Annotated in this window: 23 protein-coding genes and 1 pseudogene; 7 read left to right on the top strand and 17 right to left on the bottom strand. The window is 66.8% G+C overall.

Annotated features, from left to right (window positions below; genetic code table 11):
• Together JWP54_RS15625 and JWP54_RS15630 are read right to left on the bottom strand one after the other, a co-directional pair.
• A partial coding sequence (locus JWP54_RS15625; protein WP_297373779.1) for a glucose-6-phosphate dehydrogenase occupies positions 1-1,359 on the bottom strand: 1,359 nt, incomplete at its 3' end.
• A 9-nt stretch (positions 1,360-1,368) separates the two neighbouring features.
• On the bottom strand, positions 1,369-2,463 hold the full coding sequence (locus JWP54_RS15630) for a Gfo/Idh/MocA family oxidoreductase (RefSeq protein WP_297373782.1): 1,095 nt from the start codon (positions 2,461-2,463) through the stop codon (positions 1,369-1,371).
• A gap of 159 nt (positions 2,464-2,622) precedes the next feature.
• Between JWP54_RS15630 and JWP54_RS15635 the strand changes: the two genes are divergently transcribed.
• Positions 2,623-2,844, top strand: coding sequence for a hypothetical protein (locus JWP54_RS15635; protein ID WP_297373785.1), 222 nt, complete (start codon positions 2,623-2,625; stop codon positions 2,842-2,844).
• A gap of 36 nt (positions 2,845-2,880) precedes the next feature.
• On the opposite strand, the gene JWP54_RS15640 is transcribed toward JWP54_RS15635, so the two are convergent.
• Together JWP54_RS15640 and JWP54_RS15645 are read right to left on the bottom strand one after the other, a co-directional pair.
• Complete coding sequence (locus tag JWP54_RS15640) at positions 2,881-3,345, bottom strand: MarR family transcriptional regulator (RefSeq protein WP_297373788.1); 465 nt, start codon at positions 3,343-3,345, stop codon at positions 2,881-2,883.
• Positions 3,342-3,878 carry a MarR family winged helix-turn-helix transcriptional regulator gene (locus JWP54_RS15645; RefSeq protein WP_297373790.1) on the bottom strand — a complete coding sequence of 179 codons (537 nt, stop codon included), beginning with the start codon at positions 3,876-3,878 and terminating at the stop codon, positions 3,342-3,344. The genes JWP54_RS15640 and JWP54_RS15645 overlap by 4 nt, the downstream gene beginning before the upstream one ends.
• A gap of 295 nt (positions 3,879-4,173) precedes the next feature.
• Here JWP54_RS15645 and JWP54_RS15650 point away from each other — a divergent pair, with 295 nt between their 5' ends.
• Entirely contained in the window at positions 4,174-4,437 is a 264-nt protein-coding gene (locus JWP54_RS15650) for a GlsB/YeaQ/YmgE family stress response membrane protein (protein ID WP_066593261.1), read from the top strand.
• 78 nt (positions 4,438-4,515) lie between these two features.
• On the opposite strand, the gene JWP54_RS15655 is transcribed toward JWP54_RS15650, so the two are convergent.
• Positions 4,516-4,893 carry a hypothetical protein gene (locus tag JWP54_RS15655; protein ID WP_297373794.1) on the bottom strand — a complete coding sequence of 126 codons (378 nt, stop codon included), beginning with the start codon at positions 4,891-4,893 and terminating at the stop codon, positions 4,516-4,518.
• Positions 4,894-4,981: 88 nt separating this feature from the next.
• Here JWP54_RS15655 and JWP54_RS15660 point away from each other — a divergent pair, with 88 nt between their 5' ends.
• Positions 4,982-7,687, top strand: a complete 2,706-nt coding sequence (locus tag JWP54_RS15660) for a beta-L-arabinofuranosidase domain-containing protein (RefSeq protein ID WP_297373797.1) — start codon at positions 4,982-4,984, stop codon at positions 7,685-7,687.
• Positions 7,684-9,726, top strand: a complete 2,043-nt coding sequence (locus JWP54_RS15665) for a beta-galactosidase (protein WP_297373800.1) — start codon at positions 7,684-7,686, stop codon at positions 9,724-9,726. Before JWP54_RS15660 ends, JWP54_RS15665 begins: the two co-directional genes overlap by 4 nt.
• Before the next feature lie 64 nt (positions 9,727-9,790).
• On the opposite strand, the gene JWP54_RS15670 is transcribed toward JWP54_RS15665, so the two are convergent.
• The 6 genes and pseudogenes from JWP54_RS15670 to JWP54_RS15695 all read right to left on the bottom strand — a co-directional run bounded on the left by JWP54_RS15670 (position 9,791) and on the right by JWP54_RS15695 (position 15,123).
• A complete protein-coding gene (locus tag JWP54_RS15670) occupies positions 9,791-10,294 on the bottom strand; it encodes a GPP34 family phosphoprotein (RefSeq protein WP_297373803.1) in 504 nt (167 codons plus the stop codon).
• 24 nt (positions 10,295-10,318) lie between these two features.
• A complete protein-coding gene (locus JWP54_RS15675) occupies positions 10,319-10,471 on the bottom strand; it encodes a hypothetical protein (RefSeq protein ID WP_297373806.1) in 153 nt (50 codons plus the stop codon).
• A complete protein-coding gene (locus tag JWP54_RS15680) occupies positions 10,438-12,801 on the bottom strand; it encodes an EAL domain-containing protein (protein ID WP_297373809.1) in 2,364 nt (787 codons plus the stop codon). The genes JWP54_RS15675 and JWP54_RS15680 overlap by 34 nt, the downstream gene beginning before the upstream one ends.
• A 60-nt stretch (positions 12,802-12,861) precedes the next feature.
• Complete coding sequence (locus JWP54_RS15685; RefSeq protein WP_297373812.1) at positions 12,862-13,824, bottom strand: quinone oxidoreductase; 963 nt, start codon at positions 13,822-13,824, stop codon at positions 12,862-12,864.
• A gap of 64 nt (positions 13,825-13,888) precedes the next feature.
• Positions 13,889-14,218: pseudogene (locus JWP54_RS15690) on the bottom strand (ABC transporter permease subunit); the annotation flags it as partial.
• Between the two features lie 77 nt (positions 14,219-14,295).
• Entirely contained in the window at positions 14,296-15,123 is an 828-nt protein-coding gene (locus tag JWP54_RS15695) for a cation-transporting ATPase (RefSeq protein WP_297373815.1), read from the bottom strand.
• A 209-nt stretch (positions 15,124-15,332) separates the two neighbouring features.
• Here JWP54_RS15695 and JWP54_RS15700 point away from each other — a divergent pair, with 209 nt between their 5' ends.
• Complete coding sequence (locus tag JWP54_RS15700; protein WP_297373819.1) at positions 15,333-15,578, top strand: hypothetical protein; 246 nt, start codon at positions 15,333-15,335, stop codon at positions 15,576-15,578.
• On the opposite strand, the gene JWP54_RS15705 is transcribed toward JWP54_RS15700, so the two are convergent.
• From JWP54_RS15705 to JWP54_RS15725, 5 genes are all read right to left on the bottom strand, one after another.
• On the bottom strand, positions 15,579-16,547 hold the full coding sequence (locus JWP54_RS15705) for a carbohydrate ABC transporter permease (protein WP_297373822.1): 969 nt from the start codon (positions 16,545-16,547) through the stop codon (positions 15,579-15,581). It abuts the gene before it with no gap.
• Entirely contained in the window at positions 16,544-17,557 is a 1,014-nt protein-coding gene (locus JWP54_RS15710) for a carbohydrate ABC transporter permease (RefSeq protein WP_297373825.1), read from the bottom strand. The genes JWP54_RS15705 and JWP54_RS15710 overlap by 4 nt, the downstream gene beginning before the upstream one ends.
• A 2-nt stretch (positions 17,558-17,559) precedes the next feature.
• Positions 17,560-18,942 carry an extracellular solute-binding protein gene (locus tag JWP54_RS15715; protein WP_297373828.1) on the bottom strand — a complete coding sequence of 461 codons (1,383 nt, stop codon included), beginning with the start codon at positions 18,940-18,942 and terminating at the stop codon, positions 17,560-17,562.
• A 107-nt stretch (positions 18,943-19,049) separates the two neighbouring features.
• Entirely contained in the window at positions 19,050-19,724 is a 675-nt protein-coding gene (locus tag JWP54_RS15720; protein ID WP_297373830.1) for a DUF6766 family protein, read from the bottom strand.
• A 130-nt stretch (positions 19,725-19,854) separates the two neighbouring features.
• Positions 19,855-20,355: a DUF6328 family protein gene (locus JWP54_RS15725; RefSeq protein ID WP_297373832.1), complete on the bottom strand. Its 501-nt coding sequence runs from the start codon at positions 20,353-20,355 to the stop codon at positions 19,855-19,857.
• Positions 20,356-20,536: 181 nt separating this feature from the next.
• Between JWP54_RS15725 and JWP54_RS15730 the strand changes: the two genes are divergently transcribed.
• Together JWP54_RS15730 and JWP54_RS15735 are read left to right on the top strand one after the other, a co-directional pair.
• Positions 20,537-21,202, top strand: a complete 666-nt coding sequence (locus tag JWP54_RS15730) for a GAF and ANTAR domain-containing protein (RefSeq protein WP_297373833.1) — start codon at positions 20,537-20,539, stop codon at positions 21,200-21,202.
• Positions 21,203-21,208: 6 nt separating this feature from the next.
• Complete coding sequence (locus JWP54_RS15735; protein ID WP_297373835.1) at positions 21,209-21,994, top strand: GAF and ANTAR domain-containing protein; 786 nt, start codon at positions 21,209-21,211, stop codon at positions 21,992-21,994.
• Positions 21,995-22,001: 7 nt separating this feature from the next.
• Here JWP54_RS15735 and JWP54_RS15740 read toward each other — a convergent pair whose 3' ends face one another.
• The gene (locus tag JWP54_RS15740; RefSeq protein ID WP_297373853.1) at positions 22,002-22,319 is read right to left on the bottom strand and encodes a hypothetical protein; all 318 of its coding nucleotides are present in this window, start codon (positions 22,317-22,319) and stop codon (positions 22,002-22,004) included.
• Between the last annotated feature and the right edge of the window lie 210 nt (positions 22,320-22,529).

A 22,529-nucleotide genomic window follows, 5' to 3' on the forward strand; every position in this document is an offset into this window, starting at 1 on the left:
CCAGCTGGCTGGACCGGCGCTTCCGGCCGAGTACTCGTCGAGCGGCACGTCACCGTTCCACGCCTCGAGGATCGGGGTGATGATTCGCCAGCATTCCTCGGCAACATCTCCTCGCACCGAGATCGACGGGTCGCTGGTGAGGATGCCCGCGAGGATTTCGCCGTAGGCGTCCAGCGCTCCGGCGCCAAGATCCGTCTCGAGGGAAACGGTTTCGAGGGTGAACGGATCGCCCTCACCGTTGACATTGATGTCGAGCGTCATCCCGTTGGGGTCGAGCGCGATGTGAAGCCGCGTGGGCGCGGTGGGGCCGGTAAGCCCGACGGGCAGGTGGGGCACGGGTTTGAAGGTGACCACGATGTCTTTGCGGCTGTCATCGAGGGCCTTCCCCGAACGCAACACGATCGGAACCCCGGCCCACCGCCAGTTGTCGACGGCGAGGGTGATCTCCGCGAGCGTTTCGGTCTTCAGCGCCGGGTTGACGCCCTCCTCGTCCGCGTAGGAGGGCAGGTCGCGTCCGTCGATTGCGCCGGCCGTGTAGCGCGCACGCCGAGCGACCAGCTGCGGCTCGCCGGGCCACAGGTGGGTCGCACGCAGCGCCTGTGCCATCGCCCCGCGCAGGTCGTCCGAGTCGAGGGTCGACGGCGGTTCCATGGTGGTCAGGGCCAGCACCAGCAGCAGATGGCTTTGAATCATGTCGACGAGCGCCCCCGCCTTGTCGTAGTACCCCGCGCGACTCTCCAGGCCCAGCTTTTCGTCGTAGTGGATCTCGATCTTCTCGACGTTCTCTGCGTTCCAGGTCTGCTCGAAGATCCGGTTCGCAAAGCGAAGGCCGAGCAGGTTCAGCACCGTGGACTTTCCGAGGAAGTGGTCCACGCGGTGGACCCTCGACTCAGGCACGAGGCGCGACACGAGGCGGTTGAGCGCCACCGCGCTGGCCAGGTCGGTGCCAAACGGCTTCTCAAGGGCGAGCGAGAGGCCGTCAGGGAGCTCGATGGTGTCGAGCGCACGGCAACTGGCCTCGGTCACGGCCGGCGGCAGAGCGAAATACAGTACGGGCGGGGTCGCACATTCGCCGAGGATCCGGCGCAGATCGTCTGCCTCGGTCGCATCGGCGACGAGGTAGCGGCTAGCGGCAACGACCGGTTCGGTGGCATCCGGGTCGGCCCCGCCCTTTGCGAAGGCGGTGCGGAGCAGGTCTTGCCACGCGTCCGGAGTGATCTCCGCGTTGCTCGCTCCGATCAGCTCAAGCTCGAGGTCACGGTCAGCCGCGAGAAGCTGGCCGAGGCCGGGAAGAAGCAATCGGGTGCTCAGGTCTCCACCTGCGCCGAAAATAACCAGAGTTCTACGGTGTGCAGCCATAATTCGAACCTAGTCGCACCACGGCTGGCGAGTCGATGTCACAGCTTCACCGGTCTCCACAGCCTGATGCATCAGCAGCTGCAGATAATGATCCTGTGAGGCCTCGGCCAGGCTGTAGAACGGTGGCCCGCCATCGACATGGGCGCTCATGCGCACCAGGCATTCCGCGATCGCCAGTTCATCGTCGCTCAACCGGCCCGGTATGAACGGGTTGCGATAGACCCACTCGTCGCCGGCGATCAAGCCACGGAGGAAGCGACCTTCGAGATTGCCGCCCTCGCCGGTATCGACGCGGCGGATGGTGTGGAACATCGGCGTGCGGAAGTTCTGGAGGTAGCGCACCTCGAGATCGTTGATCTCGCCGCGATCTCCGCGAATGAGCAGACGGTTGGCGCGGATCCAGGAGAAGTACTGCTCGCCAGCGAAGTCGTAGACGCCCAACTGGTCGCCGAACTCGAACCGTGCCGTGACCTGGGTCGCTTCGACGACGGCCTCCTGTTCGGGCTCTCCCGATCGGCCAGGGCCGGTCACCAGGGGCGAGCGGAACACCGACGCGGTGATGCGCGCCTCGGCGAAGCCGACACCGAGGGCTCGGCGGATGATGCTCACCCCGTGATAGTCGTGACACTGGGCCACCATCACCTGGCTGACCTCGCCCAGCTTGCCGGAGTGGGCTATCGACAACTGCGCCGACAGCAGGGGGGAGAGGTGATACTGCTCGGCCACCTGGATGATCGCGCCATCGGCCACGAGTCGGTGCAGCGGCAGAATCGCATCCAGGTCCAGCCCCGGCGGCGTCTCCGTGAGCACCGGCATCCCGAGGCCGGCGAGGCGGGTGATCGTCTCCGGCGCCACCTCCCGGGGAACCGATACAACGGCGAATTCCGGTGCCGTGTGCTGGACGAGCTGGTCGATGGTGGCGAACGTCGGGACGCCCCACATCTTCTGCACCGCCCGGCCCGTGTCGTCACCGCGGGTCACAAGTCCGACGACCCGGAACCGGTCCGGGAGTTCACGCGCGATGCGGAGGAAGAATTCGCTGCGCCACCCGCTGCCGATGATGGCAAAATCGATTCGCCCCGCGGGCTCTTTACTGCTGTTCACGTTGCGATTCCATTCCCGGCCTCGTCGTCGAATGCCGCTAACGAACGTAACGCCCGGCAGGCCGGTTGGGCAAGGATGCCGCCTAAGACCGCCAGCGACGCAGCTACTGTGGCAGGCTGGAAGGTGTCAAAGTAGCGAGCTTCGTGGAAGGACAAGACCATGACCGATGCCAATGCGACCACGCCCGACAATGCGCCGGATCCCCTGACGGATGCCGCTGCCAGCAAGCAGACGGTGACGAATGACGCGGTGGCCGGTGAGACCGTCGTCGACAACGGCCACTACGCCGGACCGACCGGTTCGGAACCGCTCGAAGCCGAACCCGACCTGCCCGACAACGAGCTGGCCGGCGAGGACATCGACCTTCGGGACGAGGAATAGCCCCCGCAGCGGGTGGTGCTCAGTAGCCGATGGTGCTCAGTACAGCGGGTCTTCGGCGTCGATGCTGTCGACGGCGGCCGTCATCGATTCCAGGAATTGCGCGATCAGTGCCGCGTCTTCCGCGCTGAGCGCCTTGGCCGTTTCGATCATCCGGCCGTGCATGGCGCCGAGGGTCTGCCGCACTTCGTCCTCGGATCCCGTGGTGGCGGTGACCATGTTGCTGCGCCGGTTGGTCGGGTGCGGAGTGCGCTGCACATGCCCACTCTTGGTCAACCGGTCGAGGAGAGCCGTGACTGACGCCGACGTCATGCCCAGGTGGTCGGCGAGGTTGCGGCCGGAGACGATCCGCTGTTCGCCCTGCGCCTTGAGCAGGAACCGGATCGCTTGCAGGTCCATCGTGCCCATGCGCATCGAGTCGCGGGTGCGGCGACGCATGGCCTCCTCGGCGAGCCGGTAGTCCAGGAGCGTGGCGATGACCTCGGCGGCATGAGGTGCCGTCACGACAATCGAGCGGGTGGGTCGTCGGTGGCGACGTGGGCGTCGATCTCGTCGACGGCCGCCCGCATGCTGTTGAGGAAGTCGACGACGACTTTGGCCTGCGCTGGGTCCAGGCGGTCCGCTACGTCGACCATCCGGGCGGGCACGTCGCCCAGCGCCGCCTGGATCTCCTCGGCGGTGCTGGCGGTCGGAACCAGGATCAGGGCGCGGCGATCGAACGGGCTGTGTTCCCGTCGCACCTGCCCGGCGTTTTGGAGGCGGTCGATCAGTACCGTTGTCGACGCGCTTGAGATCCCGAGGTAGGCGGTGAGTTCCTTGGGGCCGATGGAGCGGCCGTCCTGTTTCGCCGTCAGCAGATAGCGGAGCGCGAGGATGTCGTTCTCCCCCAGGCCCATGGATCGTTGGGTTCTGCTGCGCATTGCGGATTCCGCCGCGCGGTAGGTGCGCATCGCCTCGAGCACCGCGACGCTCCGCTCGCGCTGGGCGTCGTCGGAGTACCAGTAATGCGTTCCCGCGTTCTGTACCGAATATGCCATCTCCAAAGACTAGTTCTTCTAACAAAATGTCGCGCAGCCGTTCCAGCTGCTTCACGGCGGATGCAGAGACGCGGTTTTGCGCTTCGATTTGGTTCATGTAAGTTGATTACTAGACAGACGAACTAATAGAAACACTAACCAAGGGGGGCGCGTGATGAAACTCGTCGCGTGACGCCCCGATCCCTCTTCGGGCACCCCGGCCCGCCTACCTGCGCGACACTCTCGCCGCGTAGTTTCCAGCACCACCTACCAGCACACAGAACCGAAACACAGAACAGAAAGCAGGCACACACCCATGGGCTTCTTCGGATTCCTTCTTCTCGGCCTCCTGGCCGGCGCCATCGCCAAGCTGATTCTCCCGGGCAACCAGGGTGGCGGATGGTTCGTCACCCTCCTGCTCGGCGTCGTCGGCGCACTGCTGGGTGGCTTCCTCGGCAGCCTCCTGTTCAACGCGCCACTCGAGGACTTCTTCTCCATCCAGACGTGGCTCCTGGCCATCGGCGGATCCATCATCGTTCTCCTCATCTACGGCCTCCTCGTGGGCCGTCGCAAGGCATAAGAAAACCAGAAGACAAGGCACCGGCCCCGTAGGGGTCGGTGCCTTGTCGTATGCCGGTGCAGGTGCGGCGGCGGCGGGTCAGTGCCCGGGGTGGACCGTCGACGCCGACTGGAGGGTATCCGGCGCCGGGAACGGCAGGCGGTAGCGGTCGCTGTGGGCGCCCACCGCGGAGGCGGCGCCATACTCATCGGCGACGACGGTCACACCGTCGGCGCTCGCCTCGATGATCCGGACAGGCCGCTGCGTGCCATCGGGAAGTCGCAGCTGGTAGCGGTCGGCCAGGAAGCCGATCCCCAGCGCCTCCAGCATCTCCTCGGCCGGCAGCCAGTCCACCGGTCCGCTGGTCAGCCAGCGGCCGAGGCGGTCGACCGGCCGGAATCCGTCACCGTCGGGCACGATCCAGCCCACCGGCTCGCGGTCGTCGCGGCGGTGTTCGATCCACTCTTCGGGCACCATGTGCTGTGACGCTATCAGAGCGGCGGTCGTGCCGCCCTGGTGCTAGTGCGACCGATAGGGTGTGCTCGTGCACCCTACGTCTCCGTTGATGTCAGTTCCGCTCTCCCAGGTCACGCTTCTCGATCCGTACCTGGTGAATGCGGCCACCAAGACCCGGGGATATCTCGAGCGGCTCGACCCGGCCACGTTCCTGCACTCCTTCTATAGGGAGGCCGGGCTCGAGCCGCTCACGCCGTCGGGATACGGCGGCTGGGAACGCAGCACGGGCCTGCGCTTCCAGGGGCATTTCTTCGGTCATTACCTGTCCGCACTCGCCCAGGCGCATGCCGCCTCGGCAGACGGCGCCCTGGCGGACGGAGACCTGCCCGATGACCGACTGGCCGCCATCACTATTGCCGTCGAGGGCCTCGAAGCCTGCCAGCGCGCGTATGCGGCCGACCACCCCGACGATCGCGGCTTTGTCGCACCGTTCCCCGTCGGCTCCCTGCCCAGCGGATCGGACGGGTTGCTGGTGCCGTTCTACAACCTGCACAAGGTGCTGGCGGGCCTCCTGCACGTGCACCAGTACCTGCCCGGCCCACTCGGCGAGCGCGCGCTGCGGGTCGCGGCGGATTTCGGTTCCTGGATCGGGCGATGGGCCGCCCGCCAGCCGGATCCCGGCGTGATCCTCGCCACCGAATACGGCGGCATGAACGACGCGCTCTACGAGCTGTACGCGCTCACCCGGAATCCCGAGCACAAGCGCGCGGCCGAGCATTTCGACGAGCTCGAGCTCTTCTGGGCGCTGGCGGACGAGAGGGATGTCCTGAACGGCCTGCACGCCAACACGACTATCCCCAAGCTCATCGGGGCGCTCAAGCGGTACCTGGTGCTCACGGGCGACGAGGGCCTCTACGCCACGCTGACGGATGCCGAGAAGGCCGAATTGCCGCGGTACCGCGCGGCCGCCGAGCGGTTCTGGCGGGTCGTCGTCGACGACCACACCTACGCGAACGGCGCGAACAGCCAGTCGGAGCACTTCCATGAGGCGGGCAGCTTGTGCCGCCATGCCACCAGCGGCCAGACGACGGGCTACGGCGAGAATTCCACCGCAGAGGGGTGCAACGAGTACAACATGCTCAAGCTGACCCGGCTGCTGTTCGAACTGACGCGCCGAAGCGAGTACGCCGACTACTACGAGTCGACGTTCATCAATTCGATCCTGGCGTCGCAGAACCCACACACCGGCATGGTCACCTATTTCCAGCCGATGGCGCCGGGCTACGCGAAGGTCTTCGGGCGCGAACTCGACGAGTTCTGGTGCGATCACGGAACGGGTATCGAGAGCTTCACGAAACTCGGCGACTCCGTGTACTTCACCGACGCCACCTCCGTCTACGTCACGATGTTCCGCAGCTCCACCGTACGACTGCCCCACCTGAACCTGCAGCTGAGCCAGCTTGCCGACGTCCCCGCCACTGACGAAGTGAGCTTCAGCGTCGCAGCGCTGGACGGCCAGGAGTTCGACAGCGAACGAACCCTGCGCATCCGGGTGCCGGCGTGGATCGACGGCCTACCCCAGGTGACGCTCAACGACCGCCCGCTGGACCTGGTCCCGGTCGACGGGTTCGTCTCGGTTCCGGTCGCCGCCGGTGACGAGCTGCGCTACCGCGTTCCTGCGGACCTGACGCTGGACGACTCAACCGAGAACCCGAACTTCGTCGCCATCAAGTTCGGACCGGTCCTGCTCGCCCGTGCGCTCTCCCGGGACGGCATCGACGCCGACTACGAGGCCGGAGTGCTCGTCCGGATGGGCGTTGCCGACAAATCCCTGAGCTCGGACCTGCTCGTGAACGATGTAGCGGAATGGAAGGGAGCGCTTGCGCAGAACCTGGTGCGCCGGCCGGACCGGTCCGCACCAGCCGGCACGGCGGAACTGCGGTTCGACCTCCGCGGCGAGCAGTCGTGGAGCTTCGAGCCCTACTTCAGCCTGTACGACGCCCGCTATGCGATCTACACGACCCTCATCGAGCCCGACTCGGCAGACGCCCAGGCACGGATCCGGGCGACGAAGGAACAACAACGTTCCCGCGAGGTCACCCTCGACGCGCTCACCTCTTTCGACAACAACAACAGCGAGGCCGACAAGAATTACAGGACGTCGGACTCCACTGTCGGCACCTTCGATGGCCGCACCTTTCGACGGGCGAAGCCGAGCGGATGGTTCAGCTACGAATTCGCCCTCCGCTTCCGCCCCGACGTCGTGTCGATCGGGGTGCTCTACCACTCGCGGGACGCCGGCCAGGCATGCGCGGTCGTCGTCGACGGGACCGTCATCGCTCGCGGCCCGCTGACCCCAGCGGAAACGGTCGACAGCGGGTGGTTCACCCAGTGGTACGAGGTGCCGCTGGGCGCGGGCGGTCGGGATTCCGTGCTCACCCTCCGGTTCCAGGGAGTGGGAATCTCGCCGGTTCCGTCGGTCTACGGGATCCACGTTCGCTCCCGCCGCGATTTCGACGACGACCCCCGCCTGAGCGGGCTCGAGGTCTCGGCCGGAGTGCTGGAGCCGGCGTTCGCCCCGGACCGGCGCGCGTACACCCTCTCGCTGCCGCGCGACACCTCGGTGGGGATTCGGGCGACGCCGCACGTCCCGAGCGGCCTCGTCATGATCGACGGCGTGCTGGTGGACGACAGCGCCTGGCGACTCCTGCCCGTCGGCGACGCCGGCCGTTCCGTGCGTGTCACCTCGTTCGCACAGGATCACTCGACTCGGGCCTCCGTCGAGATCACCATCGTCCCCGAGGGAACGCCATGAGCATTCAAACCATGCCACTGTCGCTGTCCTCAACAACCTGGACCGTTGAAGCCCGTACTCCCGCGATGGCCAACGAGACCGACAACCGAGTCGGCCTCCACCTGGACAGCCGCCACCTGACCCGCGCGGGGGCGTCCTGGATCCCGGTCTCCGGCGAGATCCACTACAGCCGGGTTCCGCGCCGGCGCTGGGCTGAACGGATCCGGCAGATGCAAGCGGGCGGGATCACCGTCGTCTCGTTCTACGTGCCCTGGCTACACCATGTGGCCGAGCGCGGCAAGCCGCGCTTCGACGGCAACCTCGACGTCGGTGCCTTCATCGACGAGATTCGCGCCGTCGGCCTCGACATTAAGGAGATCGTGCGCGACAGCGGCATCAGTGCACCGTTGTGGACCGCGACGGCGTGGGGCGGCGCCCAGCTTCCCGACCTCGAGGTCCTGCCACTCTACGGCGGCTACGGCGATGGGTTCTGGGTCGACCAGGACAGGCCGTGGGATGACCCGGGGATCGGCGCGGATGTGCGGGGCAAGGTCGTCGACGGTGCCGGCGGCCTGTCGTCCTCTTGGTTCCCGGCAGCGACCTGCGAGATCGGCGGGGGAATGGCCACGGCGTACCATCGGCGCCCGTGGCCGTCCGCCCTGGACGTCGCGGCGGTCAGCCACTGCAAGATCGGCAACGGGTCGGCGTGGCAGGGGCTGTACATGTACGCCGGAGGCACCAACCCGGGCCCAAACCTCCAGGAATCCCACGCGAGCGGCTACCCGAACGACATGGTCGAACTCAGCTATGACTTCCACTCGTCCATCGGCGAAGCCGGCAACCTCGCCCCGAGCCATTCCGCCTTCCGCCGTCAGCACTTCCTCCTGCAGGCCTTCGGCGACGTCCTCGCCGACCTGCCGCCCCACTTCCCCGACGTCAGGCCCGCCGGCGTGGAGGACACCGACACCCTCCGGTGGGCCTTCCGGGGTGACGGCCAGCACGGATTCCTGTGCATCGCGTGGCACCAGCCGCACATCCCGCTCGGCACGTACCGAGACGCGCAGTTCCGGCTGGCCCTCGACGACGGGGTGGTCACCCTGCCCTCCCGGCCGGTCGATATCGAGCCTGGAACACTCGCACACTGGCCGGTGGGACTCGACGTAGGAGGGATACGGCCGGCCTGGGCGACGGCGTCGGTGCTGACCCTGCTCGATGGCGCGGTACCCACCCTGGTCCTCGTCGCCGAGGACGGCATCCCCACCGAACTCGCGGTCGACGAGCGCTGCCGCATCGACGCCGCATCCGTCAGCACAGTGGCTGGCAGGCTGATCGCCGCCATCGAGCCCGGATCGACACCGACCCGCATCAGTCTCGGCTCAGCACACCTCGACATTCTTGTGCTCCCCGCGAGCGTTGCGGGGTCGGTCTGGGTGCAGGCGACCGCGGCCGGCCATGCGGAACGGGTGCTGATCAGCGACGACGAAATCCGGTGGACGACCGCGGGCGTGCTGGAGGTCCGAAGCCTCCGCTCGGTTCCGGACGTCCGCGTCTACGATCCGGCGACCCGCGATTTCACGACGCTCGCCCTCACTGCAGCTTCGCCGCCCACGGACGCCGGACCCGTAGCGGCCACGTCGGTCCGCGACGCGGCGGCCGAGGTGCCGACCCTGTACGGCGAGGTCGATGGCCGGCCCTCGGCCCCGTCGGCCGGCTTCGTTGCCGACAACGCCGCCGTCTTCAGCCTGTCGCTGCCCCCTTTCGCGGCGACGGGCGACTCCTTCCTCGAGATCGGATGGGCGGGCGACGTCGGCACGCTGTTGGTGGACGGGCGCATCGTCTCGGACCGTTTCTGGGACGGTTCGCCCTGGTGGGTGAACCTGGTCGATGTCGGATACACCGCAACGTCCATCGTGCAATTACTCGTGCTGCCCCTGGCCACCGACTCCCCCGTCGCCCTTCCCGCCGCCGCCGCTGCGCGCCTGGCCGCCTCGGAGGGACCGCTCGTCACGGTCGGCTCGATCCGGGCCGTGCGCACTTCGGCCTACGTGGAGGCGCGGTGACCATCGAATCGCCTGCGACGTCCGGCTGAACAGCGGCACCTGAACAACGTCCGCCTGCGGCGCGTCAGACCGCGGAGCCCGACGCGATGTACAGCGCGCTCAAGGTGCCGCGGGCGGTGATACCGACGTTCTCGGGATAGTCGGCGAGCATCGGCGGTTTTTTCTGGCCCGGCTTGCGCGTCCAGCCCTCGGCAGAGTGGTGACGGATGTCCAGCAGCACCGTGGCCATCGGATCGTCGAGCGACGGTGCCCGGTCGAGCCGCGCCGGGTAGGCCTTCCACGGCTTGCCGCGGGCGACGAACGCCTGTACCACCGCGTCCAGCGGCCCGTTGCCGGTGGGCGACGCGTCCACCAGGGTGAGTTTCGCGTCGGACGGCTGCCCGAAACGCGACTTTGTCGCAACGATCCGTCCCCGCAGCGCGAGGTCGATGATCGCGGCGACCGCGATGTCCATCGACCCGAAGCGGAGGTGCCCGGTGAGGGGAGGCAGGGCCAGCTGAAGCTCCTCGGGCAGGCTGAGGGTCAGGTTGGAGGAATCGGCGCTGGCGGTCGCTCGGCTCTTGGTCAATGCTGGCTCCTCCGGGGGTTGGCGTCATTCACGCGCACGAGCGGTGGCGACGAGGAACGGGGGCAGCGACGGCACGCCGGTGGCCCGGGAGACCTCGCGACCGCCGGTGTCGCGGATGATCGTGGTCGGAGTGTGCTCGATGATCAGCGCCTCCGCGTGTCGGGGATCGCCGGCCACGTCGAACTCGGTGAGCGTGGAGCCGGGAAGCCGGGAACCGCCGCGACGGCCACCGGAGCCTCGGGCACAGACCGCCCGGCAATCCAGTGGTCCAGCTCCGCGGCCGGCAGCGGGCGGGACAGGAAATACCCCTGCGCTTCGTCGCAGCCGAAGCGGGCCAGGTCGGCGTAGGCGTCCTCGGCCTCCACCCCTTCGGCAACTATGCGCAAGCCGAGGCCATGGGCAAGGGCGATGGTGGACGCCACGAGCGTGGCTGCGCGCGGGTTCACCGCCATGGGCAGCACAAACGATCGGTCGAGCTTGAGCTCATCGATGGGCAGGTCCCGCAGGTACGACAGGGAGCTGTAGCCGGTCCCGAAATCGTCGATGGCGATGTGGATGCCGCTCTCGCGCAGCAGCGTCAGGATGGCGTGGGCGCGTTCGCGGTCGGCCATCAGGAAGTCTTCGGTGATTTCCAGCATCAGCGCCGAGGCGGTCAGGCCGCGGGCGGCGATCATGGCTTCGATTCGCCCGGGCAAGGCGGCGTCGATGAGGGAGCTGGCCGAGAGGTTCACCGCCACCGTCAGCGGCTGACCGCGATCGTGCCAGATCGCGCTCTGGTCGAGGGCCTTGCCGAGCACGATCTGGGTGAGGTCGTGCATCAAGCCGGCCTCTTCGACCAGGGTGAGGAACGCGTCGGGGTAGAGCAGGCCGCGGTGGGGGTGATTCCAGCGCACGAGGGCTTCGACCCCCCGCACCTCATTGCTGGCGAGGTCGATTTTGGGTTGGAAGTGCAGGACCAATTCGTCCTCATGCAGCGCGGTTCGCAGTTCCTGCAGGGTGCGGAGCCGGTCGTCGCCGTGGCTGTCGTGGGAGCCGACGTAGATCTGATGCCCGGTGCGGGCCGCTTTGGCGGCGTACATCGCCATGTCCGCCTTCCGGAGCAGTCCGGTCAGGTCCTGGGCGTGGTCTGGGAAAAGAGCGATCCCGATGCTGACGTTGGCCTGCAACGCGATGCCTTCGAGGGTGAACGGCTCGGCCAGCGCCGACCGCAGGCGGCCGGCCACAGCCATGGCCTGTTCCGGTCCCGTGTTGCTCAGGAGCAGCGCAAACTCGTCCCCACCCAGCCGGGCCAGCAGGTCGTCGGGCGCCAGCTGCCGGGTCAGGCGCTGACCGACCTGCACGAGCAGCCGGTCGCCGACGTCGTGGCCCAGACTGTCGTTGACTTCCTTGAACCTGTCGAGGTCCAGCACCAACAACGCGGTGGGCCGGCTCGGAACCATCGCCAGCAGCAGGGGCACGTCGGTGTACAGGGCCCGGCGGTTCGGCAGACCGGTCAGGTCATCGGTGCGGGCCTGGCTACGCAGGTCGGCCATTTTCACGAGTTGCCGGAACGCCAGTTGGGTGCGCACCGCCGCCATCACCAGGGTCACGCTCGCCAACGACACCGCCAGCCACGACACCGTCGTCTGGCTGCTCAGGATCAACACCACGAGCCCGGCAGTCGTCGCAAGCCCAGGAACGGCCAGTGCCCAGTGGCGCGTATGGCCGCGGCGCACCGGGCTCTCGCTCCGCGCCGACCCGTCGACCCAGACGGCGACCAGGGTGAGCCCGATGGCCCACCCCGCGTCCAGGGGTGTCCCGACCACGTAGGCGTCGTTGGCCAACCGCAAGGCATAGACGATGTCCGCTGCGGTGAGCACCATCAGCCCGACGACCAGGAAGGCCCAGCGGCGGCCGGCGTCCAGTCCGCCCGTCGCGGCGATCCCGACGACGGCGGCGACGAGCACCAGGTTGAACAAGGGATAGGCGAGGGCGAACGCGGTTCCGATCGACAGAGGCTCCTCGAGCGCCGGATCCACGATCGGGCTCAGCAGCACCGCAAGCACCGCAGCCGCGCCAAGCGCTCCGACGGCGCTGTCGAGGATGACCGGCCACGACAGGTGCCGCAGTTGCCGGTGAATCAGCGTGATCAGCGCCGCCAGCATCAGCGGGTAGTAGAGCAGGTAGCCGACATCGGCGGGCGACGGGAACGGCAGCGCCTGGGCGCCGGCCAGCGTCGCGATGTAGTAGCCGTTCGCCAGCGCATAGGACGTGACGGCGGCCGCTGCCAGCCCCACCTGCAGGCGCCGCGACCCCGAGCGGTGCAGCGCCGCCCAGCACACGACCGCCGGAACGAACTGGGTGAGGGAACCCAACCAGCCGTCCACCGCCGGGTTGTACCCGTCCCCGGTCCAGAAAAGGCCGACGATGTAGGCGGCCAGGAGCAGCCACATCATCCGAAGCTGCCAGGGGCGGGACCGGTCGAAGGCGGATGCATGATCGCTACCGGGATCCTTGCGCTTCGGCATCCGACCCCCTCTGGCCTCAGATTAGCTGACCCAGGTCTCCCTCGGTGGGTTTTCCCGCCATCACGGCAGGAGGATCGATTTTCCGGTGGTGGCCCTGGCCTGCAGGTCGACGTGGGACCGCCCGGCATCGGCGAGCGGATAGGTCGCCCCGACGCGCACATCCAGAGCCCCCTCGGCGATGGCCTCGAACAGCTCCCGGGCCCGCCACCGGCGTTCCTCGGCGGTCTGCAGGTAGTCCTTCATCGTCGGCCGGGTGAGGAACAGCGACCCGCCCCGGTTCAAGCGCATCGGGTCCACCGGCGGCACCGGGCCGGAGGCGCCGCCGAAAAGCACCAGCATCCCTCGCGGTGCCAGGCTTGCCAGCGATGCGTCGAACGTCGTGCGGCCCACGCCGTCGTAGACCACATCGACCCCTCGCCCGCCGGTGAGGGCGCGGACCTCGTCGGCGAGCCCGTCGTAGCGCAGCACGTGGTCGGCGCCGGCGGCGCGGCTCAGCGCCTCCTTGTCGTCGGTGGACACCGTCGTGATGACGGTGGCGCCGATGCGCTTGAGCAGTTGGGTGAGGAGCAGGCCGACGCCGCCGGCGCCGGCGTGCAGCAGCACGGTGTGCGAAGCGTCGGCCCGGAAGGTGGAGGTGGCGAGGTAGTGCGCCGTGTAGCCCTGCAACGGCAGCGCGGCAGCGGTCAGATCGTCGAGGCCGTCGGGAACGGGCACGGCCTTCTCGGCATCCACCAGGAAGAGCTCGGCATAGGTTCCGGTTCCCTCGGCGGTCGTGACCCGTTGCCCGACGCGCAGCTCGGTCACGCCCTCACCCAGCTGCTCAATCGTTCCGGAGCCCTCAGCGCCGGGAACATAGGGGAACGACATCGGATAGGTGCCGTCGCGCTGGTACGTCTCGATGAAGTTGACCCCCGCTGCGGCGGTGCGCACGAGAACCTGCCCGGGGCCGGGCGTGGGCTCCGGGTGGTCCCGGTATTCCAGCACCTCTGGGCCACCCGATGCTTCGACGACGATCGCTTTCATGAAACTCTCCCTCGGTAACTGCTCCCCACGCTACCGAACGGAGCGCTACCGAATCTAGCGAGGCTCAGCCCTTGAGGCCGCCGGCGAGCAGGTCGGCTCGCCAGAATCGTTGCAGCACCAGCAACAGGATGATCAGCGGGATGATCGAGACGGCGAAGCCCATGATGACGAGGGGGTAGAGGTCGCTGTCGCCCGCACCCTTGGAGAGGCACGTGTACAGGCCCAGGGTGACGGGATACTTGCTCTGGTCGGAGAGCATGATGAACGGCAGCAGGAATTTCTTCCAGATGCCCACGAACTGGAGCAGGAACACCGTCACGAGCCCCTGGGACCTCATCGGCAGGGCGATCGCGCCGAAGATCCGCACCTCGCTGGCGCCGTCCAACCGGGCCGCTTCGAGGGTGTCGTCGGTTTCGACCGCTTTCGGCGACGCCGGGTTCCACCTGTCAGATCACCGCGACGCGCATCCGCTCACCCGCGGCCGAAGAAGCGTCCCAGGTCGCCGAGCCCCGGGATCTCGAGATTCGAACCGAGGTCGGACAGCGACGACGGCACCTCGAAATTGGAGCCGGCTTCGGAGAGCTGCTCGCCGATTCCGCCGGCGTAGTCCTCTGCGCCGGCGGAGAGATCGCCGAGTCCGCCGGCGAGGTTCTCGAAGTCCACGCCGAGGCCCGCCGCTTGTTCCAGGATCGGTGCGGCCACGCTGCTGAGCACGGCCCCGCCGGCCACGGCGGCGAGGAGTCCCTCCGCCGCTCCCAGCCCGGCGCCCGCGACAGCACCCACCCCGGCACCGGCGAGGGCGGCACCGCCACGGCCGCCGGTCTTGGCGAACAGCCCGCGCAGGAAACCGGGCTTGTGGGCCTCGCCGCGCGCCGCAGCGCGCGCCAGGTCGCCGGGTTCGGCAGAGGCGGGGTGCTCGGTGGCCGGCAGTTCCGCCTTGAGCTGCGCACTGACCTGCTCACGCTGGGCGGGGGTCAACCGGGCGAAGGCGTCACGGTGCACCTGCTCGAGCTGTTCTGGCTGGGCGGTCTTGAGCAGGTAGTCGTAGCGGACGATGGCGGCGGCGTCTTCCGGATTGCCGGACTGCGCGGGCTGCGGGGCGGCCCGGGGCGCCGCGGGCGCGAACGTCGCCGGCCGGGAATCCCCGGTCACCCTGTCGGCGGCGGTGCGCACCAGATCACGCCAGTCCGTCTTGCGGGATCCCGAGGCGCCAGAGTTCGCGGGAGAGGGGGCGGAGGACTGTCCCGACTTGTCGAGGGCTTTTGCTGCCATGTTCAGAATGCGCTGGAGATTGCTCACGGGGGTCCTTCGGGTTGACTGGATTCCCAGTGTTTCCGACTCAGCCTGAGTAAACCCTCAGAGAAACCTCCCCGGATGCCCAACCTCGACCACGGCGCGACCCCGGGCGTCTCGCCACATTGACGGGGTGGGGCGCCTTGACGTCGTGAGGCAGAATGACAGGGTGAGGCAGAACGGCCTCTCAGCAGTTCCGGTGATCGGAGGACGACATGACTCGCAATGGTGACACCCAGGACGAACCGATCCAGGACCAGCACTCTCAACCGGACGACGCCAAGGTGGCCGGAATCCTCGTGCAGCAGGAAGCCGACCTGGCCGGCCACGACGAGGCCCAGGTTCTGGAGGCGCTGCGTCAGCGCTTCGCCGATGCCCACCTGTCGCTCACCGAGGACGCCCTCCGGGGGCACGCCAAGCGCATCGCCGGGCTGGAGCCGAACGACTTCTCCAGGAAGTAGTCAACCCTTCATCCCGGTCGTCGCGACTCCCTCGACGAACTGTCGCTGACCGAGGAAGAACAGGATGATCATGGGGATCGTGGTGATGACGCTGGCCGTGACGATGATCTCCCAGTGCCAGTCGCCGCCGAAACCGAACTGATCGACGAGGGCCTTGAGGCCGCGGGGAATCGTGAAGGTCGACGAATCACGCAGGTAGATCAGCGGCCGCATCAGGTCGGTCCAGGCGGCTTGCGCCTCGAACAGGATCGTCACGACAATGGCGGGTTTGCACAGCGGCACGGCGATGCGCTGGAAGATGGCCCAATTGCCGGCCCCGTCGATGCGGGCCGCCTCGAAGAGATCGCGCGGGATGCCGAGGAAGAACTGCCGCAGCAGGAAGATGTAGAACGCGCTGCCGAACAGGTTGCCCGCCCAGAGCGGGGTGAGAGTACCGGTGGTTCCCAGGCCGTTCCAGATCAGGAACACCGGGATCATCGTCACGGCGCCCGGAAGCATCATGGTGGCCAGCACCACGCCGAACAACAGTTCCCGGCCCCGGAACCGGAAGTAGGCGAATCCCCAGGCGACCATGGCGCTGGAGACGGTGACGGCGAGCGTTGCGAGCACCGTGACGATCACCGTGTTGAGCAGCCACAGACCCAGCGGCGCTTCCTGCCAGACTTGCAGGTAGTTGTCGAGGGTGAAGGTGTTCGGGATCAACTGGTTGTCGAAGACCTCGCTGCGCGGCTTGAACGAGGCGCTGATCAACCAGATGAACGGGTAGATGAACACCAGGGTGGCCAGTGACAGCAGGATGCCGACGATCACCATCGACGGTCGCATCCGCTTACGCCGCGGCGTCGCCACGGACGTGCCGCGCGATGCGCGCGGGCGACCAGGAGCGGTCTGCGCGACCGGGCCGATCGCGCCGGCCGGCGCGCTCGGGGTGATCGACGGGGGTCCGGGCGGCGCCGGCGTGCGGGTCATTGGGAGCCTCCCTCGTAGAAGACCAGTCGTCTGGACACGATCATCTGGACCGCGGTGACCAGGAGCACGATCAGGAACAGCAGCCAGGCCATGGCCGAGGCGTACCCCATGTGCAGGAATTCGAAGCCCTGCTGGAACAGGTAGATGACGTAGAACAGCGCGGCATCGTTGCTGTAGGTGGAATTGCCGGAGCCGAAGAACGCCGTATAGGCCTCGGTGAAGTTGTTGAACCCGGCGATGGTGTTGATGATCACCAGAAAGAACAGGGCCGGACTGATCAACGGCACTGTGACCGAGCGGGTCTGCCGCCAAAAGCCGGCACCGTCCAGGCGCGCCGACTCGTAAAGCTCCTTGGGGACGCTCTGCAGCGCGGCCAGCAGGATGACGACGGACGCTCCTACCTGCCACAGGCTCATTAGGATCAGGCCCGGTTTCACCCAGTTGGGGTCAGTGGTCCAGGCCGGGCCGTTCACCCCGAACCAGCCCAGCACCAGGTTGACGAATCCGTTCTGTCCGTTGAAGACCAGCAGGAACAGAACGCCCACCGCGACCGGCGGCGTCATGTTGGGCAGGAAGAACACCGTGCGGAAGAATCCGGAAGACTGCCCGATCCGGCTCAGCAGCAGCGCCAGGGCGAGCGCCACCCCGATGTGGAGAGGCACCTGGATCACCGTGTAGAAAATGGTGTTCCCCAGCGCGAGGGCGATCTTGGGATCCTGCACCAGTTCGACGTAGTTATCGAAGCCGGTGAAGGTGGGGGCGTTGATCACGTCGTAATCGGTCAGCGACAGGTAGGCGCTGTAGAGGATGGGCCAGAGCGTGAAGATCAGGAAGCCCAGGATCCAGGGGCTCAGGAAGAGCAGGGCCGAGTAGAAGTTCCTGCGCCGCGCCCGCCGCCGGGCGGGGGAAGCCGGCGGTGGGGTGAAGCCGCCTTTTTCCGTCTTATCCGCCAGCGTGCCCGCCAGGACCGCTGCCGGGTTGACCGGCATTCGGTTGGTTGGCGCGGACATGATCAGCCCTTGCCCTCGATGTCGGCCCACGCCTTGTCCAGCGCCTCCTGGGCTTTGACGTTGGCGTCCTCGAGAGCGCTCTGCGCGGTGTCCTGCCCGTTGAGAACCCGGTTGACGGCGTCCTGCCAGATGGTCGTGAACTCCGCGTCAGCGGGGTTGGGCGGCAGTGAGAAGGTGTTGTCGTTGGCCTCGTACATCGCCTCGATGGCGCTGTCCCATTGGGCGCTTCCCGTCGACTCCACGAGCGAACGCACCTTGTCGTCCGCAACCTCGTTGCCGGTGAGGATCCCGGTGAAGGGTTTACCTTCCTCGGCGCGGATGGCGATGCGAGCCTCCGCTGCGGCGAGCCAGGCATCCACTTCGGTCATGGTTGCGGCAAACCGGCAGGCGGCGGCGGGATTGTCGCTGCCGGCTGGAATGGCCCAGGCCGAGCCGCCGGCGAACGCCATCGGTTTGCCCTGGGTGTCTCGCACGGTGTCGAACGAAATGGTGGCGTCCGGAGACACGTCGTTCAGCACGTTGATGTACCACTGCTCCATCGGCATAGCGCCGAGAGTGTTCGTGGCGAACTGGTTGCCGGCCCCAAAGAAGTCGGCAGAGTCGCGGAATGCCTTCACGGCGGCGAAACCACCTTGCGCCTCGTAGAGGCCCACCCCGAATTCGAGGGCCTTGACCACCTCAGGGTCGGCAAGCTGGGCGGTCTTTCCGTCAGAAGAAAGCAGCGCTCCACCGTTGCCGGCGGCCCATAGCGGCAAGAACTCCGGCAGCTTGGGATCGACCCCGATCACCGCAACGCCGCCGCTGTTCACAGCCAGCTTCTGGTTCGCAACGCCCATGGCAGACCAGTCGGATCCGTTGACATCGTCGATGGTCAGGCCTGCAGCATCCAGGAGGCTCGTGTTGGCCATGGTGACTTGGATCTGGTTGAACTCCGGGATGCCGTAGATGGAGTCATTGAAGGTCACCTGGTCGATGGCCGGCACCCGGTACTGTTCGGTGTCGATTTTCTCGCCCGAGATGCACTTGTCCAGTGAGATGATCGCGCCCCTCGCCGCGAAGGAACCGATCTGGGCGCGGTCCGCGTACACCAGTTCAGGCGGATCACCCGCGGCCACAGCAGACAGGAATTGCTGAATGTCCAGGTCGCCTTCGATCAGGCTCACCTTGACGTCCGCCCCGAGGATTTCCTTCGTGCGGTCGAGGCGGGCCGTGGCCACCTCGTCACCAGCGCCGAAGCCCATTATGGACAAGTCCCCGGAGAGCGAAGCGTCCGGGTCGTAACTGACGTTGTCGTCCGTGGTCGTCGACGAGCCGGTGGCGCAGGATGCCAGGGTGAGCACCGCGACAATCCCGAGCGCCGACCAGCGAACAGGGTTCTTGGCCATTGTGTCCTCCGCGCTGTGTGTACCGAAACTGATGTTTCGTCACAATAGCTTGAGAACCGCTTCTCCGAGACGCTTCTCGGGAAGAACCCTTTATAGGTAGGAAATCGTTATTCCCCTTCGGTTCCGCTTTCCAGATGCGGGGTGCCGACGGGCTTGGATTCGGACGAGCCCCGCTGCCGCAGATAGATGGAGAAGGCCACCATGCTGCCTACGGCAAGGAACTCGGATTGCCAATTCTGCAGGGTGCGGTTCCAAAAGTCCGGCGAAGCAACGTAGCCGAGCCAGGTCACCGCCTCCTGGCCGTGGTCAGCCTGCTCCTGGTTGTAGACCACAACGCCGGCGAGGGATTGGATGAGCCAGGAGGCGGCGAAGATCGCCCCCATGACCAGCAGGAGCGAGTTCGAATACAGCGCCAGACGCCATCCGGACAGTCGAGCCCAGCGTGGCGACTCGGCCTTCGCGTACCGTCCGACCAGCTGCTCTTGGTCGGATCCGGCGCCCTCATCACCCGGCTTCTTGGACTCGGGGGATCCCTTCTGGACCAACCACACTGTGGCGAGGATGAACAGGAAGAACTGCAAGAACTCCGATTGCCAGTTCTCGGCGACGTCGACCACGAAGTCAGACGATGTGACGAAGGCGAGGTACGACACCGCCGGCGAGCCATGCGCAGCTTGATCGGCGTTGTACTCAGCCAAGCCGGCGACGGACTGGCCCCAGAGGGCCAGGAGAAAGATCCCGGCGAAGAAAATGCTCAGCGCGTGCGGCCGCAATCGTTTCACGGTGATCTCACCTACCCGACAAAGCGATGATCAGCATGTAAATCAGGCTCACACTTATGAACAGCAGCCACGCCGTGAATACCAGTCTCATGCCCCGAGGATAGTCACCTAATGCCCCGAGCATGGTCATCTAACCGGCATGGCGAATCCTACGCGGCACGACAACCCAGATGATGGTGACCACGGCCAGGATGAAGACGGCGAACACGACTCCCCAGGCCCTGCCGAGCACCAGGTCGAAGATCAGCAGCCCGATGCCGGCGACCGTCAGCGCAACGCCGGCGAGGGTGACCTGCACGAAGTAGTCGGTGAACCGAACGATGCGGTCCTTGGCCCGCTGCCGGAACAGCACCCGGTGCAGGCTGACCGGCGCGAGCCCGACGAGGGTCGTGAGGATCGACGTGACCACCAGGACCAGGTAGACATCTCGCTGGAACTCGTCGAGCTCGTCGAACCGGGACTGGAACACCGCGGCCAGCAGGAAGCCGGTGAGAATCTGCGTTCCGGTCTGGATGACCCGGAGTTCCTGAAGCAGCTCGGCCCAATTGCGATCCAGCCGCTCGTTTGCGGATTCCCTGCGGCCGTCAAAAAATGCGTCGGGTTCCTCCGCGGAAGGAGAAGTGTGGGACATGCTGGGCCTTTCGTGAGTCGGTTCGGCTTCTCAGACACTACCCAAGTGCACCGCAGCCGTGACCGATCATCGCCGCACCGCCCGGGGCGGGCTGCGCGGGACTAACGTGGACCTGTAGATGCACGCGTACCCCGTACGCGTGATCACGACCCAGTGACAACGGATGCAAACGGTGACACCGATGAGCGAACGCGCAGAAACGTCACGCACAGCTGGCACTCAATTGACCTCCCCGTTTCTGGAGCTCCTTCCCATCACCGGGGCAGCGATCTCGGTTTTCGATCAGGACCGCCGCGCCACACTGATCCAGGCCACCGACGCGACGTCGACCCGACTCGAAGAGATGCAGTTCGATCTGGGCGAAGGCCCATCTGTGGACGCCTACCGGACCGCCACCCTGATCAGCGTTCCGGAACTCGCCTGGGTGGACCTCTGGCCGGCATTCCTGCGGAGCGCCGCCGAGTTGACCGTCGGCGCCATTTTCGCTTTTCCCCTCATGTTGGGCGCCGCCTGCACCGGAACCGTGACCTGTTACCGCACGACCCCCGGACCTCTCGATGACGACGCCGTCGACATCGGCGCCTCCTTGTGTCGTGCGATCGCCGGGCCCTCATTTCGCCGGGCCATCGTTTTGGCCGCCGATGAATCTCCTGACGGCCAGCCGCCCATCGAGTCCCGGAGGGAGATTCACCAGGCGACCGGCATGGTCCTGATCCAGCTGCAGGTATCCGCAACCGATGCGTTATCCCGGATTCGGGCTTACGCTTTTTCCAGCGGATACACCGTTCAAGAGATTGCCCACGACGTCGTCAGTCGTCGCCTCAATTTCGCAGAGCTACCGGAGTAGGCGTACATGAACGACAGCGAATACGTGGCTGGCAACATCCGTGCAGACAGCGCCCGAGACGACAGCACTCGAGAAGAGCGGATCAACGACGCGTTCGTGCGGGTCGCCGGCACCCTGGTCGACAGCTATGACGTCCTGGACCTGTTGTCCACCCTCATGAACACCTGCACCGAGCTTCTCGGCGTCCAGGCCGGTGGCATTCTCATTGTCGACGGCGCCGGCCAACTCGAGTTGGTTGCCTCCACGAGTGAGGAAGCCGAAATCGTGGAAGTCATGATCGTCGCGGCGGGCGGCGGCCCCTGCGTCGACTGCTTCAGCACCGGCCGGGTGGTGAGCGTGTCCGACATCGAGGCGGAGGCAGGCCGGTGGCCGCGCTTTCGCCGCACGGCACTGGACCAGGGCTTCCGCGCCGCGCACGCGACCCCGCTCCGGCTGCACGGTGAGGTCATCGGCGCCATGAACCTGTTGAGCACCCGCATTGGCGCGCTCAGCGTCCGCGACTCACAACTGGCACAGGCGCTGGCGGATGTCGCGACCGTCGGCATCCTGCACGAACGCAGTTTTCGCGAGCCGGGAGCGGTCGCGGCGCAGCTGCACCTCGCCCTGGACACGAGGGTCCTGGTGGAGCAGGCCAAGGGTGTGCTCGCCCAGGTGCGTTCCTGCACCATGACCGAGGCCTTCGCCGCGCTCCGCAACTATGCCCGCGAGCACGACGTCACCCTGCGCGCCGCGGCCGCGGGCGTCGTGGACCGCACCATCGCCGCCGAATCCCTGGTGCCGCGCCCGGCCTGAACCGGCGTCAGGCGAAGGCGAAGGCGAGCGGGAAAATCACGACCACCACGAGCGCCCCGCCGCCGTAGACCGGCAGGTACCGGGTCTGCCAGTTCTCCAGCGCGGCGAATGGTCGTTTGGCACGCAGGAAGCCGGTCGTGAGCCACGCCGTGCGAACCAGGTTCACCAGCAACAGCAGGTTGAGGCCCAGCGTCACGATCACGAGCACCAGCTGCAGCACGACGAACAGACCGGGCCGGGCGAGCGAGTCCCTGGCCGAAATCGAGTAGAGCAGCAGGCTCAGGACCAGGATCGGGATCAGGATCAGGATCAGGATCAGATCCATCAGGATCAGCAGGTCGCCAGGCCGCCACCACGAGGGCGGCGGGCATCGTGATTGGCAGGATCCATTCGATGAGCACCGGTTCGGGATCAACGCCCACGGCGGACAGGACCGTGAAGGTGAGCCCGAAGAGCACACCGCCGCCGAGGGCGAGGAGCGTGTAGTAAATCGCGAGTTCGCCGGTGAAACGCACGAAGTCCATCCGCCGGGCGT

This window comes from Cryobacterium sp., assembly GCF_025463825.1.
Classification (GTDB): domain Bacteria; phylum Actinomycetota; class Actinomycetes; order Actinomycetales; family Microbacteriaceae; genus Cryobacterium.

Bases quoted from the DNA above. Each gene is read 5' to 3' on its own strand.
- JWP54_RS15635 (WP_297373785.1), top strand. From the start codon at position 2,623: ATGACCGATGCCAATGCGACCACGCCCGACAATGCGCCGGATCCCCTG.
- JWP54_RS15645 (WP_297373790.1), bottom strand. From the start codon at position 3,878: ATGGCATATTCGGTACAGAACGCGGGAACGCATTACTGGTACTCCGAC.
- JWP54_RS15650 (WP_066593261.1), top strand. From the start codon at position 4,174: ATGGGCTTCTTCGGATTCCTTCTTCTCGGCCTCCTGGCCGGCGCCATC.
- JWP54_RS15655 (WP_297373794.1), bottom strand. From the start codon at position 4,893: ATGGTGCCCGAAGAGTGGATCGAACACCGCCGCGACGACCGCGAGCCG.
- JWP54_RS15660 (WP_297373797.1), top strand. From the start codon at position 4,982: ATGTCAGTTCCGCTCTCCCAGGTCACGCTTCTCGATCCGTACCTGGTG.
- JWP54_RS15665 (WP_297373800.1), top strand. From the start codon at position 7,684: ATGAGCATTCAAACCATGCCACTGTCGCTGTCCTCAACAACCTGGACC.
- JWP54_RS15680 (WP_297373809.1), bottom strand. From the start codon at position 12,801: ATGCCGAAGCGCAAGGATCCCGGTAGCGATCATGCATCCGCCTTCGAC.
- JWP54_RS15685 (WP_297373812.1), bottom strand. From the start codon at position 13,824: ATGAAAGCGATCGTCGTCGAAGCATCGGGTGGCCCAGAGGTGCTGGAA.
- JWP54_RS15700 (WP_297373819.1), top strand. From the start codon at position 15,333: ATGACTCGCAATGGTGACACCCAGGACGAACCGATCCAGGACCAGCAC.
- JWP54_RS15705 (WP_297373822.1), bottom strand. From the start codon at position 16,547: ATGACCCGCACGCCGGCGCCGCCCGGACCCCCGTCGATCACCCCGAGC.
- JWP54_RS15710 (WP_297373825.1), bottom strand. From the start codon at position 17,557: ATGTCCGCGCCAACCAACCGAATGCCGGTCAACCCGGCAGCGGTCCTG.
- JWP54_RS15715 (WP_297373828.1), bottom strand. From the start codon at position 18,942: ATGGCCAAGAACCCTGTTCGCTGGTCGGCGCTCGGGATTGTCGCGGTG.
- JWP54_RS15725 (WP_297373832.1), bottom strand. From the start codon at position 20,355: ATGTCCCACACTTCTCCTTCCGCGGAGGAACCCGACGCATTTTTTGAC.
- JWP54_RS15730 (WP_297373833.1), top strand. From the start codon at position 20,537: ATGAGCGAACGCGCAGAAACGTCACGCACAGCTGGCACTCAATTGACC.
- JWP54_RS15735 (WP_297373835.1), top strand. From the start codon at position 21,209: ATGAACGACAGCGAATACGTGGCTGGCAACATCCGTGCAGACAGCGCC.
- JWP54_RS15740 (WP_297373853.1), bottom strand. From the start codon at position 22,319: ATGGATCTGATCCTGATCCTGATCCTGATCCCGATCCTGGTCCTGAGC.